The sequence below is a fragment of the Caballeronia terrestris genome (genome assembly GCF_001544515.1).
Classification (GTDB): Bacteria; Pseudomonadota; Gammaproteobacteria; order Burkholderiales; family Burkholderiaceae; genus Caballeronia; species Caballeronia terrestris.
On sequence record NZ_FCOL02000001.1, the window covers coordinates 12,746 to 28,962 of the forward strand.

The window sequence follows — 16,217 nt, forward strand, 5'->3', positions numbered from 1 at the left end:
GCGCCGACACACACCGCAGGCCCTACCCCCGCGCATACTTGAACGTCCCCTGCGCGCTCGCGATGAGCAGCCTGTCATCGATCCACGCCTCCCCACGGCAAAAGTAGATCGATCGTCCCTGCCGTTCGAGAAACCCCTTCGCGACGACCTTCTCCCCCAATCCGCGATCGAGGTAATTCACCGTCAGCGACAGCGTGAACGCATGCAACGGCGTGTCGCCTTCGGTATGCAGCCCCGCATATCCGCAAGCCGCATCGAGCAGCGTCGCGATCGCGCCGCCTTGCAGCGTGCGCTGCCGGTTCAGATGCGCGGCGAGCACCGGCATCGTGAACTCGGCGTAGCCCGCGCGCCAGCCAGTGAGCGTCGCGCCGAGTGATTCGAGGAACGGGTTGTCGAGATCGAGTTGCGCCATGTCCTTCTCCGATGTTCAAAACCGCCATGCTCCATCAGTTTCCCAATACCCGCCAGAGCGCCCATCGACTGGCGGCGAAACCGGCCGTCGGTCATACTGACGGCGGACTTCGCAGCGGCCGGTGCCTTCACCGCGCTTACAGTCGACACACCGCCTCATGGCGCGCGAAAACGGAGAACAACATGTCGAGGCTACTGCGCCACGCGCTTGCAATGATCCTGCTCGTCGCGAGCGTTGGCGTCACGGCCACCGCGCACGCCGACGAACTGAAACGCGTGCTCGCGTTCGGCGACTCGCTCACGTGGGGCGCGCAGCCAACGAAGCAAGGCAAGCTCAAGCGCCTCCCCACCGCCGAGCGCTGGCCCATCGCGATGCAGACGGCGCTCGGCAAAGGCTACGTCGTGACCGAGGAAGGCCTGAACGGCCGCACGATTGATATTCCCAACGGCCCCACGCAACAGCCGTCGCTCGATGGCAGCGAAGCGCTCCCCGGCATTCTCGCGCGCGGCCAGCCGTTCGACGTCGTCGTGATCATGCTCGGCAGCAACGACGTCAATCCGCAATACGACCGCACGCCCGCTCGCATCGCCGAAGGCATGGGCAAGCTCGTGCGGATGGTGCGGGACATGCACGGCGGCATCAGCACGCTAGGCGAAAGCCCGAAGGTGCTGGTCGTCGCTCCGCCGCCGCTCGCGGAAAATCCGTGGTCCACCGCCGACGACAAATCGAGGGAACTCGCGAGCGCTTACGCCAAGATCGCGGAGGAGCAGCACGTCGAATTTTTCGATGCGGGCACCGTCATCAAGACCGACGGCGTCGACGGCGTGCATCTCAGCGGCGCGACGCAACAGAAGCTTGGCCGCGCGCTCGCTGAAAAGGTGCGATCGATGGCGCAATAAAAAGACCCGCACGCAGCGGGTCTCTTGCACTTCAGCCACGATAAAAACTCAAGGCGCCGATGCCGCCGCGCCCTTCGCCGCCTTCTGCGCATCGACCTTGCGCTGCGCGTCCTGGATATTCTGCGGATAATTTTGCTGATCGCCGCCCGGCTGATAGCCCTGCTTTTCGAGTTCCTTCAGCTCGGCGTTCTTCTTCGCCCGCGCGGCCTTGCGCTGCGCCTTGCGCGCTTCCTTCGACGTGGACGCGGCGACATCGGGCGCCGCGGTTTGCGCCATCGCGACGGGCGCCCATGCCAGACCGACGCCAATCGATAATGCGAAAGCTGCTGTAACGACGCGAATGTGGGACATGACGAACTCTCCAAGGAAGACCGCGTTGTTTTCGATTCGCCGATACCGACGGATACCTAGCGCTGTTCGCATGTCATGCGCTCCGTGGGTTCGGCGTGTTTTGGCCCTCGCGCATCGTTCTTGAACGGAATCGGCGCGTCCGGTACGTGAAGATAACGCGCTTTGGGTTTCGACGCTGCGTAGCCGCCTCAAACGCCACCCGCGAATGTCAGTCGCGTTTCAGTCGCAGATCGAGCGCGAGGAACGCGAACGTCGCGAGCTTGCCGATACATTCGACGCCCGAGAGCATCGCGAGCCACGGCGAATGTCCGTATTCGACGGGAATCTCCGGGGCCATCGCGAGCACGCTCATCAGGCAGATGAAGAGCAGCACGTATTTCGCGGCACGCCGTCCCGTCAGCGCGAGTCCGACGGTGACGAAGAGCAGCGTCTTCGATACGAGCACGGCGGCGATTTCCTCGCCGCTCGTCATCGCGGCGCCGGCGGCGCTGCCGGTGAGATCGATTTCCCACGGCACTTCGATCAGCGACCACGCGACGACAAAACACGCCGATACCGCGACGCAACGCCCGAGCCGCCGCGCATCGAGCGGCAAATCGAACAACGCACGCTTGCGCGCGAACGTACCGACGTGGCCGATGGGCCGATCGTCGTCGGGAGTGAGGGGGTTCATCGTCGGGCCTTGCCGCGGGCGGGCACGGCGGCGGCCCACGTGCATGCGTTGCGTTGATCGAAGCCAATTGTTGTCATGTTTGTCATTTGCGTTCCCCCCGTATTGAACCCAGCGTAGGTGACCAAAAAAGCGAACTCCATCCGGCAAAGCTCGGTTCGCGAGCGATGTATCGCTTCGTGATCCTTGGCGAACGCGCGCGTGTATGGCGCGCGCGTCGCAATAAGAGAAAACGCGTGTCGCACTTAAGCGACACGCGTTTGGTGGACAGAGACTGGACGAGAGACGCGGTCAGTGCGTGCGCGGATGAGCGAGGAAGAAGCGCATCATTTCGGCGCTGGCGTCGGGGCCGGCGGGGTCGGTGTAGGTGCCGCGTGCGCTACCGCCCGCCCATGCGTGCGAGGCGCCGTGGATCGTCCACAGTTCGGCATCGACGCCGCGTTCCGACTTCAACCGCTTGACCGTGCACGAGCGGCGTCCGGCTTGCGACTCAGGCGCGTGGCCCGGCGTCGTATCGGCGTTGAAACCGCGCACGACGTCCATCGCGTTCGACGGATTCACCGTCTGATCCGCATCGCCGTGAAAGACGATCAGCGGACGCTTCGGCGTATCCGGCATCGCGGCGCGACGCGCCTTCGCGCCGCGTCCCTTGCCGCCGCGCATCGCCGCGAGGGCCGACGGCAAGTCGTGCGCGGTGCGATCCGCGAGGCCGGAATGCACGCCGGCCGCCGCGTACAGCTCGGGGTAGGCGCGGATCATGATCGCCGCCATCGCTCCACCCGCCGACAACCCCGCGATATACACGCGATCCGGGTCCACGCGATGGCCCGCCATCACGTCGCGCGTGATACCCGCGATCAACGACGGTTCGCCCTTGCCCGATTCCTGGTCGTCCGGCTTGAACCAGTTCCAGCATTTCGACGGATTCGCGTGCTGCGGCTGAATCGGATACACGACGATGCAGTTGTGCCGCTCGGCGAGCGCGTTCATCTGCGTGCCCGCAGCGAAATCGTTGGCGTCCTGCGTGCAGCCATGCAGCATCACGACGAGCGGCAGCGGTTCGTTCCGATACCCCGCCGGCACATACAGCCGATAGTCGCGCATGCCCGCGGCGTTCGCGTAGGAATGCGTGGTGAAGTGTCCGCGATCTTCTACTTCGGTTTGAGCCGGAGCCGGCGCGCGCTTGAATGCCTTCGCAGCGGGTGCGGGCATGGGCGCCGCATGCACCTCGGCAGCCGCTTCGTTCACGACATCGTCGATTTCCTCGCCGCGCAACGCACGCTGGATCGCGTCCGTTGCTTCGGTGGGGTTGCCGTTGCGCAAGAGTGCCATGACCTTGTGCATCGACTTCATAAAGCCTTCGTTCATATTCATTGTTGTTCCCCGTTGTATGTTTAGGCGGCCAGGCGGCTGGCCTTAGCCGATTCGACCGGCCAGCGCAGCCTTGACCGCGGGCGAAGCGTGAAACGCTCCGAGCACGACGATCGATTCGATCGTCGCCGATGCGAGTTCAGCGGAGACATCTGCGGCGATGCTGGCGAGTCCGAGCACCTGAATGTTCAGGCGCTCGTTCGCCGCGAGTGCCGCTTCGAGATCGCGCTTCGAAAAATGCTGCAGACCGAGTACGAGTTCGCGGCGAACCACCGTCTCGTTGACCACTTGCGCGTGGATCGCAAGCTGATTGCGGATCGCCGTGCGGATCAGGTCGGTCCGGTTCGAGTAAAAGCCCTCTTCCACGAGCAAGTCGATCTGTCCTAAATCGACAGGACCCAGGTTGATCGTGATTTTTTCGCTCTCGCCGCCTTTCGGGCGCGGCGCTTCTAGCAGGGCTTTCGTCATCTCAAACCATCAAATTAACATCCAATGGGATGGTTATAGGCTGGTTTTTGACGTGAGTCAACCGGGGAATATGGGGCGCGTACGCGTGAAAACGCGCGCTTTCAAAGCGGAAATCGGAAGCGGAGAGAGCGGCCGAACGGCCTGAAGAGGACGCTGCGCGGTGCCCGGCAGGCCGTCATGGCTGCCGAATGCACACTGCGAGCGATCCGCTGAAAAGCGGGAGATGGGTCGATCAGTTAATCAGTTGTAGCCGCGCACGACGCAGGTCGTTTGTCCTTCCTCGGCGTTTTCGCCCGCGAAACGTCCGCAAACTTCGGCGACATATTCCGGCTCGGCGCAAACCTGACTCGAATGATGGGAAATCGGTTGTTCGTCGCCGGCGGTGTCGGCGTCGTGCAGCCACGTTGCGATGTGCGCACGCGTGTGGATATCCATTTTTTACTCCTCGTGGAAGTTATGGAAGCTGTTGGCTTTCACCTTTAGAGTGCGCGCAGAAAAGCACGAACGCTCTAGTGGATTTCATCGATGGACGATTTCATAACGCTTGCATTTCGGTCATCTGCCGCTTCCTGTGCGTCGAGTGTTGCCCAAAACAGACACCGCGGATGCCTTTTTAGAACGAAAAAAATGCCCGGACGATGCCGGGCAAACGCTTACCGCCAAAGGGATTGCTTAAGTCGCGGTGCATCAAACGACGTTCTTTTCGACGATAGGCCGGTTCTCCAGCACGCGCTGCCAGCCGAGCGTCGAGAGATCGAGCGTCGTATAGCGGCCGTGCAGGATCAGTTCGCTCACGCCGCGTCCGGTCGCCGGTCCTTGTTGCAGGCCGTGTCCGCTGAAGCCGTTCGCGAAGATGCAGTTATCGACGTCGGGATGCGCGCCGATGATCGCGTTCTGATCGAGCACGTTGTATTCGTAATAGCCCGACCAGCAGTTCTCGACGCGCAGCGCTTCGAATGCCGGCACGCGATGCGCGAGCGCGGGCCAGATGATGTCGTCGAAGAGCGCGTGATCGACCTCGTCGAGCGGGAGGTCGTCGGGATCGTTGTCCGGCGACGGCGACGTCCCGCAGATATACGTGCGCCCTTCCGGCCGAAAGTAGACGCCGCACGGATCGATGACGAGCGGGCACGCCGCAAGCCGCGCGGGCGACGATACATTGAAGATGCTCCGCCGCCGCGCGTACACCGGAATATCGATGCCGAGCATCCGCGCGATATTGCGCGACCACGCGCCAGCGGCGTTCACCAGCATGTCGCACGCGTGTTTTTCGCCGTTCGACGTGAGCACTTCCGTCACGCAAGGCCCGTCGAGCGTCATTCCGACGACTTCCGCCGCCACATACCGTGCCCCAAGCGACTGCGCCTTCTTGCGCAAAGCCTGTACGAGACCGTAGCCGTCGAACCAGCCCTCGCCGGTCTCGCCGAATGCGCCCGCCGATAGATCGCTGGTATTCAGCCACGCGAAACGCTGCTGCAACGACGGCTGATCGAGCAGGCTGATATCGGCGCCGAGTTTCGTCTGCAGCGCGTGGTTCTCGCGCAAGGTCGCGACGCCCGCCGGCGTCGCGAGAAAGAGATAACCGCCTTCGTGCAGATCGATCGACGGCTGTGTGCCGTCCACTTCCAGCCGCTCGCCGATCGAGCGCAGGAATTCGATCCCGTAGAGCGACATCTGCACGGAAAGCGGCGTGGAAAACTGCTGCCGGATCGACGCCGCCGACAGCGCCGACGACGAGCGCGCGTAAGTCGGATCGCGCTCGATCACCGTGACCTGCACGCTCGGATCGGACGCGCGAAGAAAGTAAGCCACCGAACTGCCAATCACCCCGCCGCCGACGATCACCACCTTCGAAGCCACGTTCCAGTCTCCTCGCGCGCAGTGTCGGCCGACTCAGCCGATCGAAAAGTCGATGCCCTGCGCGAGCGGCAGTTCCGACGAATAATTGACCGTGTTCGTCGCGCGGCGCATGTAGCCTTTCCACGCGTCCGAGCCCGATTCGCGCCCGCCGCCGGTTTCCTTCTCGCCGCCGAACGCGCCGCCGATTTCCGCGCCGCTCGGCCCGATGTTCACGTTCGCGATGCCGCAATCGCTGCCCGCCGCCGACAGGAAACGCTCCGCCTCGCGCAGATCGTTGGTGAATGCACACGACGACAACCCGTGCGACGCCGCGTTGTTCGCCGCGATGGCTTGGTCGAAGTCGCTGTAGCGCAGCACGTAAAGGATCGGCGCGAAGGTTTCCGTGAGCACGACCGGCGTCTGCGCCGGCATTTCCACGAGCGCCGGGCGCACGTAGAAGCCCTGCTCGCCGCCCTTCACCTCGACGCGCTCGCCGCCGGTCACCGTGCCTCCTTCGTCCTTCGCCTGCTGCAGCGCTTGCTGCATGCGCGAAAACGCCTGCGCGTCGATCAGCGGCCCCATCAGCACGCCCTTTTCGAGCGGATTGCCGATCGGCACCTTTGCATAGAACGTTTTGAGGCGCGCGACGGTATCGTCGTAGACGCTCTCATGCACGAACAGCCGCCGCAGCGACGTGCAGCGCTGTCCCGCCGTGCCGACCGCAGAGAACAGGATGCCGCGCAGCGCGAGTTCCGGATCGGCGCTTTTCGAGACGATGCCCGCGTTATTGCCGCCGAGTTCCAGGATCGAGCGCCCGAAGCGCCGCGCGACCTCCACGCCGACCGCACGGCCCATCGCCGTGCTGCCCGTCGCGCTGACGATGTCCGAGCGCGGATCGGCGACGAGCTGCGCGCCCACCTCCCGCCCGCCGATGATCACCGACGTGAGCCCCGCCGGCGCCGAGCCGAATTCGGCGAGCGCGTCCTGCATGATGCGGTCGACGGCGAGCGCCGTGAGCGGCGTCTTCTCCGACGGCTTCCACACGACCGCATTGCCGCACACGAGCGCGAGCGCCGCGTTCCACGACCATACGGCAACCGGAAAGTTGAACGCGGAAATCACCGTGCAGACGCCGACCGGATGCCACGATTCCGCCATCCGGTGGCCGGGGCGCTCCGAGGCTATCGTCAGGCCGTAAAGCTGGCGCGACAAACCGACGGCGAAATCGCAGATATCGATCATTTCCTGCACTTCGCCGAGCCCTTCCTGCAGGATCTTCCCGGCTTCGAGCGATACGAGGCGGCCGAGCGCCTCTTTTTTCTCGCGCAGGCGGTTGCCGAGGAGCCGCACGAGTTCACCGCGCCGCGGCGCGGGTACGTCACGCCACTGTGCGTACGCCGTGCGCGCGCGGGCGAGCGCGGCATCGACGTCCTGTTCACCGTGCGTCTTCACCCGGCCGATGACGGCGCCAGTGATCGGCGAGGTCACGTCCATGTCGCCGCCGTCGGCGAGCTTCGCGATGCCGAGTTCGGCGAGAATCGAATTAGCGTCCACAGTGACTCCTTTTATTTCCGATACGAAACTTTAACATTGAGGCGACTATACACGAGCGCATCGAGCGGCCAAATTCAAACTGTCGGCCTAGGTGAAAACCACGACCATCCTTCGTTATAGGACATTCCCGCGCTGCACGCGTTCGCCTGGCCGTCGATGTTACTATCGGAAACAAGGAATCTAGAACAACGCCCGCGCCCATGGCCACGAAGACCACTATTCTCCCAGCCGAAGCGGAAACCTCCGACCTCGGACGCCGCGTCAAGGCCGCCCGGCTCGCGAAAGACATGACGCTCGAAACCGCGAGCCGCCTGTGCGGCGTCTCGCGTTCGGCGCTCTCGAAAATAGAAAACGGCTTGATGTCGCCCACGTTCGACGTGCTGCAAAAGATCGTGCGCGCGCTCGAAATCGACCTCGGCGCGCTGTTCGGTTCGACGCCCGCGCCCGGCGCGAGCGGCCGGCGCTCGCTCACGCGCCGTGACCAGGGCCAGCGCCACGCGTATCGCGGCTATCAGATGGAACTGCTCGCCACCGATCTCGCACACAAGGCGATGCTGCCGTTTCGCATCCGCATTTCGGCGCACACGCTCGACGCCTTCGACGACTGGGGCCGTCACGAAGGCGAGGAATTCTTGTATGTGATCAGCGGCAGCGTGTGCCTGTATTCGGAGCTCTATACGCCGACGCACCTGAACGCGGGCGACAGCCTCTATTTCGACAGCCGCACGGGGCATGCGGCGGTATCGACGAGTGAGGAGGACGCGGAAGTTCTCTGGATGGCGACGGGCGGCGACGTGCCGTCACCGCCCGGCTGAAATTCAGCTCACCTTCTGGCGCTGTTTCTTCGCAGCCGGCAAGCTTGCCACGGGCGCCGCGGCCGCCGGCTTCGCCTTGAAATAGGGCGAGCTCAGCGTCGCTGCGGCCATGTCCGACGCCGCTTCGAGCAGCGCCGGCGCGAGTTCCGCGAGGCGCGACTCGGGCAATCGGCTCGTCGGCCCGGCGAGACTCACCACGCCCACCACGACACCCGTCACCGGATGGTGAATCGGCGCCGCCATCGACGTCATGCCGGGCTCATAGGTCTCGATCGCGATGCCGTAGCCGCGTCGGCGCGCGCCCTCGATGTCCTGCAGGAATTGCTGGATCGTCTTGGGCGCCTTCGGTCCGCTTTGTCCCGCCTTGCCCAGGCCGCCCTGCTTCGAGACGAGTTCGAGCGCTTCCTCATCCGACATCGACGCGAGCCACGCCTGCCCGCTCGCCGTGCAATGCAGCGGCGGCTGGCTGCCCATGTCGGGGTCGTAGCGCAGGCCCGACTTCGCGCCCTGCGCCTTGCCCACGAACGTAATGTGATTGCCCTCCACGACGCCGAGCCGCGCCAGTTCCCCCGACGCCGCCGCGAGCCGGTCGAGCACCGGCTGCGAGACGTCGAGGACGCCGCCGGTCGAGAGGTAAATGAGCGCGAGCGACACCAGCTTGAGCGCGAGCAGATACTCGCCGTGCTCTTCGTCCTGGCGCACGTAGCCTTCGTCGATCAGCATCGACAGCAGCCGATGCGTACCGCTGCGAGGAATATTGAGTGTGTCGGCGATTTGCGCGAGTTGCATGCTTCCGCCGTTTTTCGCCAGCAACTCGATGATGCCCAGCGCGCGTTCCAGATTCCCTGCCATTGTGTTGTTCCGCAGAATGTTTCGATTCTCGATGAGAACACGATTCCAGCGCGGAACTCAATAGCTTAGTGGGAAGGGAACGCTGTTTATTTGGTGCGCGAGCGCCGCCAACGTCTCTTATGATTCAAACCACACGCGTTCGCGCCCCAACGACGAGGTCGCCATGCAACTTCCGACAGGTTCGGTGCCGGCTCTGAGTTCAGCTTCATCGACGGTGTTTTCCATCGGCATCGTGTTTCTCGGGTATTGGGGCGTCCACGAGTCCGCCCGATGGCACGCCGGCGACGTCCTTGTCGCCGTGCTCGCGCTCGCGGGATTCATCTGCCTCGGCGCCGTGCCGTGGCTCGCCACCGCCCCGATCGAGCACGCCGACGACCAGCGCATGCTGCGCCTCGCGCGCCACGCATTTCTCGCGGGCGTCACCGCCATGTGGCTCGCGGTCGTCGTTTCCCTCTTCGCCTGATCCAGAACGCGTCATCGCATTATTTCCCTCGACGCGAACAATTTGGAAAACGATTAACTAAATTCCCGCCAGCATCACTTCGCTCCACAGGTTGTATACGTGGAATCCCCTAAGAATTTGGGATGGAAAAGCCGCTCGGGTTTTATTAAGATAGGAAAACGTTTTCCAAACCAGGTTGATCGTCAGCGCAGCGAAGTTGCCGCGCAGGACGCCAGGCCGCCCCGGCGCTCGTCGCCATCCACGAACAGACAAGCGCAGCGCGACGAGCGAAGCTGTGTATCGGAGACATTCATGCAAACTGCTGTCGTCGGCGTCGTGCGCGCGGCCAGCCGCTACCGCTGGACGGTCTGCGCGCTGCTCTTTTTCGCGACCGTCATCAACTACATGGACCGGCAGATCCTCGGTCTGCTCGCCCCCCTGCTCCAGAAAGACATCGGCTGGAGCCAGATCCAGTACGGCCGTATCGTGATCGCGTTCTCGGCGTTCTACGCCGTCGGCCTGCTCTGCTTCGGCCGCATCGTCGACTGGCTCGGTACCCGCGTGTCCTACGCCCTCGCGATGCTGATCTGGAGTATCGCCGCCATGCTGCACGCGGTGGTCGGCTCGGTGACGGGCTTCGCGATGGTTCGCGCGCTGCTCGGCATCGGCGAAGGCGGCAACTTCCCCGCCGCCATCAAGACGACGGCCGAATGGTTCCCGCGCCGCGAACGCGCGCTCGCAACCGGCATCTTCAACTCCGGCGCGAATATCGGCGCGGTGTTCGCCCCGGCGATCATCCCGCCGCTCGCGATCGCCTTCGGCTGGCGCGCGGCGTTCGTGATCATCGGCGCGATCGGGATCGTGTGGCTGGCGGTGTGGTTCGCGCTCTACAAGTCGCGCGATCCGAAATCGCGTGACGAGGAACTGGAAGACGCGCAGGACGAAGTCGAAGCGATGGACGCCGCGAATGTCAACGCACGCGCACCCGGCTGGGGCGTGCTGATCCGCAAGCGTCAGACGTGGGCGTTCCTGATCGGCAAGTTCCTGACCGATCCGGTGTGGTGGTTCTACCTGTTCTGGCTGCCGAAGTGGCTGAACGAATCGCGCGGCATGGACATGCAGCACATCGGCCTGCCGCTCGTCGTGATCTACGCGATGACGACGGTCGGCAGTATCGGCGGCGGGTGGCTTTCTTCGGCGCTCTTGCGTGCCGGCTGGAGCGTGAACCGCGCGCGCAAGACCGCGATGCTGATCTGCGCCTGCTGCGTGCTGCCGATCGCGTTCGTCTCGCAAGTGGACAACCTGTGGGGCGCAGTGGCGATCGTCGGTCTAGCAGCGGCTGCCCACCAGGGCTGGTCGGCGAACCTCTTCACGACCGCATCGGATCTGTTCCCGAAGCGTGCGCTGGGCGCGGTGGTCGGTATCGGCGGGATGGCGGGTTCGATCGGCGGCGTGCTGTTCTCTGAAGTGATCGGGCAAGTGTTGCAGCGTACCGGTCACTACTGGGTGCTGTTCGCGATCGGCGCGCTGGCTTACCTCGTCGCATTCGGCGTGATGCATCTGCTCTCGCCGCGCATGACGCCCGCGAAGCTCGACGCATAAACAAGCAACTTTGGTTCAGCCGCAGGCCGCCGTCGATTCACGGACGATGAGCCGCGGCTCGAACATCGAATGTTCGGTATCCGGGTGGCCGGCGAGCGCATCGATGAGTTTTTGCATCGCGAGCTCGCCCATCTTTTCGCTCTGGATATCGACGGTGGTCAGCGCCGGCGACGCGAATTCGCCGTACGGAACGTTGTCGATGCCCGTCACCGAGACGTCCTGCGGCAGCTTGAGCCCGAGCGAAGCCGCCTCCTTCATGAAGCCGAGCGCGATCAGGTCGTTGTAGCAGATCACCGCCTGCGGCCGGCGCGGGCCGAGCATCACCCGCGAGCATGCGTGCTCGCCAGCGTGCGAAGTCGGCGCGTGGGCATCGTAGACGTCGAGCGTGAGCCCCGCTTCTTCGAGACACTCGCGCGCCCCGCGGATACGTTCGTCGTTGATGCGCGGCGCCTGGCCGAAGCCGAGGTAGGCGATCTGCCGGTGGCCGAGGTTCAGCAGATGCCGCGCGAGCATGTAAGTGGTGAGCCGGTTGTCGATGCCAACGCTCGGAATCGGCAGCGTTTCGCTACGCCGCAGAAGGACGAGCGGCTTGTTGAGGTCGAGCATCCAGTGCGTTTCTTCGTCGGGCATGCGCGAGCTGACGATCAGGCCGTCGACGCGTTGTGCCAGCGCTTCGATCAGCGGCCGCTCACGCGCCTGGTTTTCGTCGGTATCGACGAGCAGCAGCGTGTAGTCGTGCCGCAGCGCGACGCGGTTCGCGCCCTTCACGACGTTCGTGAAGTGCGGATTGCTGATGTCGAGAATGGTCAGCCCGATGGTGCGCGTGCGGCCGGTGATCATCGAGCGCGCTAGCGGGTTCGAGCGATAGCCGAGCGCTTCGATCGCGACCTTGAGCTTGGCCTCGACCGGCGCCGAGAAGCGCTGCGCGCCGTTGATGTACTTGGACACCGTGGCGACCGACACGCCCGCAGCGGCAGCAACGTCGCGAATCGTCGGGGAATTTTTTTTCATTCGTCAGGTAACGTTTTCTCTTTTGTTAACCGATTGTCGCAGAAAACGCGCTGCGTTGAACATGAGTTATGACAGACGCGCTACGCTCCGCCGCCATTGACGGCGCCCTGCAGGCATCGATATAGTTGGAAAACGTTTACCTCAAAATATTGTTCGAGGAGTTTTAGATGAACCAGCCAACAGCCACGTCGAAGAAACCGTTCCGGCGACTGCTTTTGACCGGCGCGGCCGGCAATCTGGGCCGCCAGTTGCGCGGCGCCCTCGCCGACTGGGCCGACGTCGTGCGCGTCAGCGACATCGCCAAACTGGGCGAGCCGGCGCCGCATGAGGAAACGACCGTCGCCGATCTCGCCGACCGGCAGGCGGTGATGCATCTGGTCGAAGGCGTCGATGCGATCGTGCATCTGGGCGGCATTTCGATCGACGCGCCGTTCGACGACCTGCTCGACGCGAACATCCTCGGCACCTACAACGTGTACGAAGCGGCGCGCAGACACGGCGTGAAGCGCGTCGTGTTCGCGAGCTCGAATCACGCGATCGGTTTTCATCCGGTCACCGACGTGCTCGACACCGACGCGCCGCAGCGCCCGGACAGCCTCTACGGCGTGACGAAGTGCTTCGGCGAGGCGCTGTCGCGCTATTACTACGACCGCTTCGGCATCGAGACGGTGTGTCTGCGGATCGGTTCGTCGTTCGAGGAGCCGAAGAACCCGCGGATGCTCGTCACGTTTCTGAGCTTTCGCGATTTCATCGAACTCGTGCGCTGCTCGCTGTTCACGAACGTGGTCGGCCACGCGGTGGTGTACGGCGCGTCGGACAATCCGGTCAAGTGGTGGGACAACTCGAAGGCGGGCTTCCTCGGCTTCAATCCGCAGGATAGTTCCGTGCAGTTCGCGGACCGCTTCCCGCCGTCCGCGCCGAATGAGAATCGCGACGATCCGGCGCAGCGTTTTCAAGGCGGCGCGTTCGTAATCGGCGAGCCGATGGAAAACAACCGGTGATTTTTGGAGGCGAAGCTCAGGCCGTCTGCTCCTCCGCGGCCTTGAGCTTGTTGACGAGCGCGACGTATTCAGCCATCGCCTGCTCGCGCGGCACGCCGCGTCGCGCAAGCCATGCGTCGTATTTCGCGCGGCCGACCATGTCCATCATGCCGGGCCGCTCGCCCGCGACATCGCCGCTGCTCGCCTGTTTGAACAACGCGTAGAGCGCAAGCAGCGTGTCGTTGTCGGGCGCACGGCGCAAGGTCTTCGACAACGCCGCCGCAGCCTCGAACGCGCGCTCGGCCGGGCTCGGTCCGTCGGCGGCGGGCGCGCCGCCGAAATGCGCGTCCTCGATGCTCACGTCGTCCGGGAACCAGCGCGCTTCCAATAGCCGCCCCTGCCGCAAAGCGAACGCCAGCACGCCTTGCGACGCGAGCGCGCCCGCGCGCAGCGTCGCGGGCACCACCGCCATCCCCGCGTTCAGTACCGGCGCGCCGAACGCCGAAAAAGAAACGCCCTCAGCCGTCCACCTGAGGAGCCGCACGCGGCCCTTCGTCCCGCGAAACGCCCCGCTCGTGCAGTTCGCCCCCGGCTGGAACCACGCGAAATCCGGAATGCCGCGCGCAAAGAGTGCCGCGAAATCGCCGCGTTCGAGATCGGCCTGCGCGCCCGAGAGCAAATCGCGGATCTGCTCGGCGCTCATGCGCGCGTCGTCGCTTGCCATGCCGAGCGACGCGCCCAGACTCACTTCGAAGAACTCAAGCACATTCTTCGCGACGATCTCGCGATCGTTATCGACGCACACCATGTGATAACTGTCTTCGAGCACGATCATGCGCGCCTGTCCCGCACGCTTGCCGCCGCCGATACGCTCGACCAGAAAATTCGCCGAACGCAGACTGGTCAGCTCGTCCTGCCGCGCGTGCACGACGAGCGTCGGGCACGTGATTCGTTCGAGGCCCGTCATCACGAAGCCGCGCAGGCGATCGACTTCGCGGATGCACGCGAGCGGCACCCAGCGGTAATGAAAATTCTCGCCGCGCGCGAACTTCGCCTTCACGATCTCGCGAAGCTGCTCGTTTTTGATGCCGTAAGGCTCCTCCTCTTCCACCTTCATGCGCTCGGGCACGCCGGGTACGCGATACAGGAGCGGGCGCAGGCTGCGATACCACGGCGTCGCCCAGCCGTCGATGTAGACCGGCGGCGCCAGCGCGACGAGGCGCCCCTTCGCGTGCTTCTCGCGCTTGACGGTCTCCACCGCGAGCAGCGCGCCCATGCACATGCCCATAACGTGCAGCACTTCATGCTGGTCGACGACCTCGCGATACTTCACACGTACCGCTTCGAGCCAGTCCTCGGCATGCACGCCCGCGAGGTCTTCGGGCTGCGTGCCGTGGCCCGGCAAGGTCAGCGAATGCGTGACGAAGCCGGCATTCTTCAGGCGCTTGTGCATCGAGCCCAAGTCGTACTGCGTGCCGCCCAGCCCGTGGATGAGGAAGACGCCCGGCTCAGCCATGCGCGCTCTCCCGCGCGGCCGTGCGCAGGAGCGCGGCCACCTGCTCGACCTGCCCGTCGGCACCGCGGATGCCCGCGAGCCGTTCGTGCACACGCACGGCGCGGCCATCGGGCAGACGTACCGCGTAGTCCTGCTCGCTCGTCGGCGCGTCGCCCCGCGCGACGGCGCTCCACGTCGCCTGCACGATGCCGCGCTCGGCCACGTCGATGCGGTCGAGCCACTCGTCGAGACTGTTAACGCCGTGCACCGCCGGACCGAGCACCGCTGCCGCGCCTTCGCCCCACGTCGCGCGGCCGGTGACGGCGTCGTATTCGACGCTCGCGACGCCGACCGCCTCCAGCGTGCGCGCGTAGCGCAGGCGCCAGCCGCGGGCATCGTCGAGCGCCTGGCGACGGCCCTCCGACAGCGCGCGCCCGAAGATCAGCACGACCGCCCACACGATGACGAAACCCTGCACCTCGACCACCGCCTCGCCCGGAAAATCCTCGATGACGTTGAACGGACCGCCGCCCTGCGCGCTGCGATAGATGATGAGCACGCAGCCGAGCAGCGTCGCGAGCGCGCCGCCGCGCGCGCCCCACAGGAGCGCGGTGGCGAGCAGGAACGGCATCGGAACGTAGGCGAGGGTTGCGGCGAGTCCGGCGAAGCGCTCGACGCTGTTGCCGGAGAACACGATCAGCACGGCAGCGATGAACGCAAGGAAAGCGAGCGCGCCGCCAGCGAACTGCGGCATCGTCATGCCGCCGGAGCGCCGGATGCGAAAGCCGCGAAACGCGACGACGAGCGGCGCGACGAGCAACAGGCCCACGGCGGTGGAGAATGTCCAGACGCGCCATTCGATCGCGAGATGCGCGCCCGGACGCAGCCAGCGCCACAGCTCGACCGCCATCAGTCCGCCGAGCACCGAAGCGACGAGCGCGCCCGCGATCAGCAATCCCGCGCCGGCCGGGCCTTGCGGGTCGTGGCGCCCGAGCGTCGCAATCCACGCGCCCACGGCCATGCTGATCACCTCGATGCCGCCAAACACAAGCGCCGCCGGCACGCCGAGCGCGTGCGAAACCATGCCCCAGATCACCGACGCGACACCCGCGCCCGCGAGGATCGCCGGCCACGACCAGCGCGCGCCGACGATGAGCGCCGAGTAAGTGACGCCGCTTGCGAGCCACACGGGAGTCGTCTCGGTCGCGGCATCCGCGAGCGATCGCGAGACGAACGCCGCCACTAACAACAGCATGCCTACCAATACGGCAAGACGAAGTTGTTGCATCGGTTTCCCCTTGGATGTCTCGCGCAGCATAGCGTGCGGTGGTCATCGCAGGCAACGGGCGTCGCGCCATGCGATTGGTGCGATTTGGCGAATTGTGATTCCATCTGATGAGGGTTTATACCGAGCCGCGCGACGCCTAGACTTGCCTTCATCGACGCAGCTACGGAA

Annotated in this window: 17 protein-coding genes; 5 read left to right on the forward strand and 12 right to left on the reverse strand. The window is 64.7% G+C overall.

What is annotated here, in order from left to right; all coding sequences use genetic code 11:
- Positions 1-22: 22 nt before the first annotated feature.
- Positions 23-412 carry a PaaI family thioesterase gene (locus AWB67_RS00050; RefSeq protein ID WP_087654190.1) on the reverse strand — a complete coding sequence of 130 codons (390 nt, stop codon included), beginning with the start codon at positions 410-412 and terminating at the stop codon, positions 23-25.
- 182 nt (positions 413-594) lie between these two features.
- Here AWB67_RS00050 and AWB67_RS00055 point away from each other — a divergent pair, with 182 nt between their 5' ends.
- The gene (locus AWB67_RS00055; RefSeq protein ID WP_200822140.1) at positions 595-1,311 is read left to right on the forward strand and encodes a GDSL-type esterase/lipase family protein; all 717 of its coding nucleotides are present in this window, start codon (positions 595-597) and stop codon (positions 1,309-1,311) included.
- A gap of 48 nt (positions 1,312-1,359) precedes the next feature.
- Here the strand turns inward: AWB67_RS00055 and AWB67_RS00060 are convergent, their stop codons facing one another.
- The 7 genes from AWB67_RS00060 to amaB all read right to left on the reverse strand — a co-directional run bounded on the left by AWB67_RS00060 (position 1,360) and on the right by amaB (position 7,564).
- Positions 1,360-1,662 (reverse strand): DUF4148 domain-containing protein, encoded by a 303-nt coding sequence (locus tag AWB67_RS00060; protein ID WP_087654192.1) that lies wholly within the window; start codon positions 1,660-1,662, stop codon positions 1,360-1,362.
- Between the two features lie 208 nt (positions 1,663-1,870).
- Entirely contained in the window at positions 1,871-2,335 is a 465-nt protein-coding gene (locus AWB67_RS00065) for a hypothetical protein (RefSeq protein ID WP_125477523.1), read from the reverse strand.
- A gap of 288 nt (positions 2,336-2,623) precedes the next feature.
- Positions 2,624-3,706 carry an extracellular catalytic domain type 1 short-chain-length polyhydroxyalkanoate depolymerase gene (locus AWB67_RS00070; protein ID WP_087654194.1) on the reverse strand — a complete coding sequence of 361 codons (1,083 nt, stop codon included), beginning with the start codon at positions 3,704-3,706 and terminating at the stop codon, positions 2,624-2,626.
- Between the two features lie 42 nt (positions 3,707-3,748).
- The gene (locus AWB67_RS00075; RefSeq protein WP_087654195.1) at positions 3,749-4,171 is read right to left on the reverse strand and encodes a ribbon-helix-helix domain-containing protein; all 423 of its coding nucleotides are present in this window, start codon (positions 4,169-4,171) and stop codon (positions 3,749-3,751) included.
- Between the two features lie 240 nt (positions 4,172-4,411).
- On the reverse strand, positions 4,412-4,606 hold the full coding sequence (locus AWB67_RS00080; protein ID WP_087654196.1) for a hypothetical protein: 195 nt from the start codon (positions 4,604-4,606) through the stop codon (positions 4,412-4,414).
- A 252-nt stretch (positions 4,607-4,858) separates the two neighbouring features.
- On the reverse strand, positions 4,859-6,031 hold the full coding sequence (locus AWB67_RS00085; RefSeq protein ID WP_087654197.1) for an NAD(P)/FAD-dependent oxidoreductase: 1,173 nt from the start codon (positions 6,029-6,031) through the stop codon (positions 4,859-4,861).
- Between the two features lie 33 nt (positions 6,032-6,064).
- On the reverse strand, positions 6,065-7,564 hold the full coding sequence (gene amaB, locus AWB67_RS00090) for an L-piperidine-6-carboxylate dehydrogenase (RefSeq protein WP_087654198.1): 1,500 nt from the start codon (positions 7,562-7,564) through the stop codon (positions 6,065-6,067).
- 200 nt (positions 7,565-7,764) lie between these two features.
- Here amaB and AWB67_RS00095 point away from each other — a divergent pair, with 200 nt between their 5' ends.
- Positions 7,765-8,379: a helix-turn-helix domain-containing protein gene (locus AWB67_RS00095; protein WP_087654199.1), complete on the forward strand. Its 615-nt coding sequence runs from the start codon at positions 7,765-7,767 to the stop codon at positions 8,377-8,379.
- Positions 8,380-8,382: 3 nt separating this feature from the next.
- Here the strand turns inward: AWB67_RS00095 and AWB67_RS00100 are convergent, their stop codons facing one another.
- On the reverse strand, positions 8,383-9,231 hold the full coding sequence (locus tag AWB67_RS00100; protein ID WP_087654200.1) for an IclR family transcriptional regulator: 849 nt from the start codon (positions 9,229-9,231) through the stop codon (positions 8,383-8,385).
- Positions 9,232-9,394: 163 nt separating this feature from the next.
- Between AWB67_RS00100 and AWB67_RS00105 the strand changes: the two genes are divergently transcribed.
- Together AWB67_RS00105 and AWB67_RS00110 are read left to right on the forward strand one after the other, a co-directional pair.
- Entirely contained in the window at positions 9,395-9,694 is a 300-nt protein-coding gene (locus tag AWB67_RS00105) for a hypothetical protein (RefSeq protein WP_087654201.1), read from the forward strand.
- 291 nt (positions 9,695-9,985) lie between these two features.
- Positions 9,986-11,275, forward strand: coding sequence for an MFS transporter (locus AWB67_RS00110; RefSeq protein ID WP_087654202.1), 1,290 nt, complete (start codon positions 9,986-9,988; stop codon positions 11,273-11,275).
- 15 nt (positions 11,276-11,290) lie between these two features.
- Here the strand turns inward: AWB67_RS00110 and AWB67_RS00115 are convergent, their stop codons facing one another.
- Positions 11,291-12,286 (reverse strand): LacI family DNA-binding transcriptional regulator, encoded by a 996-nt coding sequence (locus tag AWB67_RS00115; RefSeq protein ID WP_087654203.1) that lies wholly within the window; start codon positions 12,284-12,286, stop codon positions 11,291-11,293.
- Between the two features lie 167 nt (positions 12,287-12,453).
- Here AWB67_RS00115 and AWB67_RS00120 point away from each other — a divergent pair, with 167 nt between their 5' ends.
- On the forward strand, positions 12,454-13,287 hold the full coding sequence (locus AWB67_RS00120; RefSeq protein WP_087654204.1) for an NAD-dependent epimerase/dehydratase family protein: 834 nt from the start codon (positions 12,454-12,456) through the stop codon (positions 13,285-13,287).
- 16 nt (positions 13,288-13,303) lie between these two features.
- Here AWB67_RS00120 and AWB67_RS00125 read toward each other — a convergent pair whose 3' ends face one another.
- Positions 13,304-14,782 carry an acyl-CoA-binding protein gene (locus tag AWB67_RS00125; protein ID WP_087654205.1) on the reverse strand — a complete coding sequence of 493 codons (1,479 nt, stop codon included), beginning with the start codon at positions 14,780-14,782 and terminating at the stop codon, positions 13,304-13,306.
- Positions 14,775-16,049, reverse strand: coding sequence for an MASE1 domain-containing protein (locus tag AWB67_RS00130; RefSeq protein WP_159964756.1), 1,275 nt, complete (start codon positions 16,047-16,049; stop codon positions 14,775-14,777). The genes AWB67_RS00125 and AWB67_RS00130 overlap by 8 nt, the downstream gene beginning before the upstream one ends.
- Positions 16,050-16,217 lie beyond the last annotated feature (168 nt).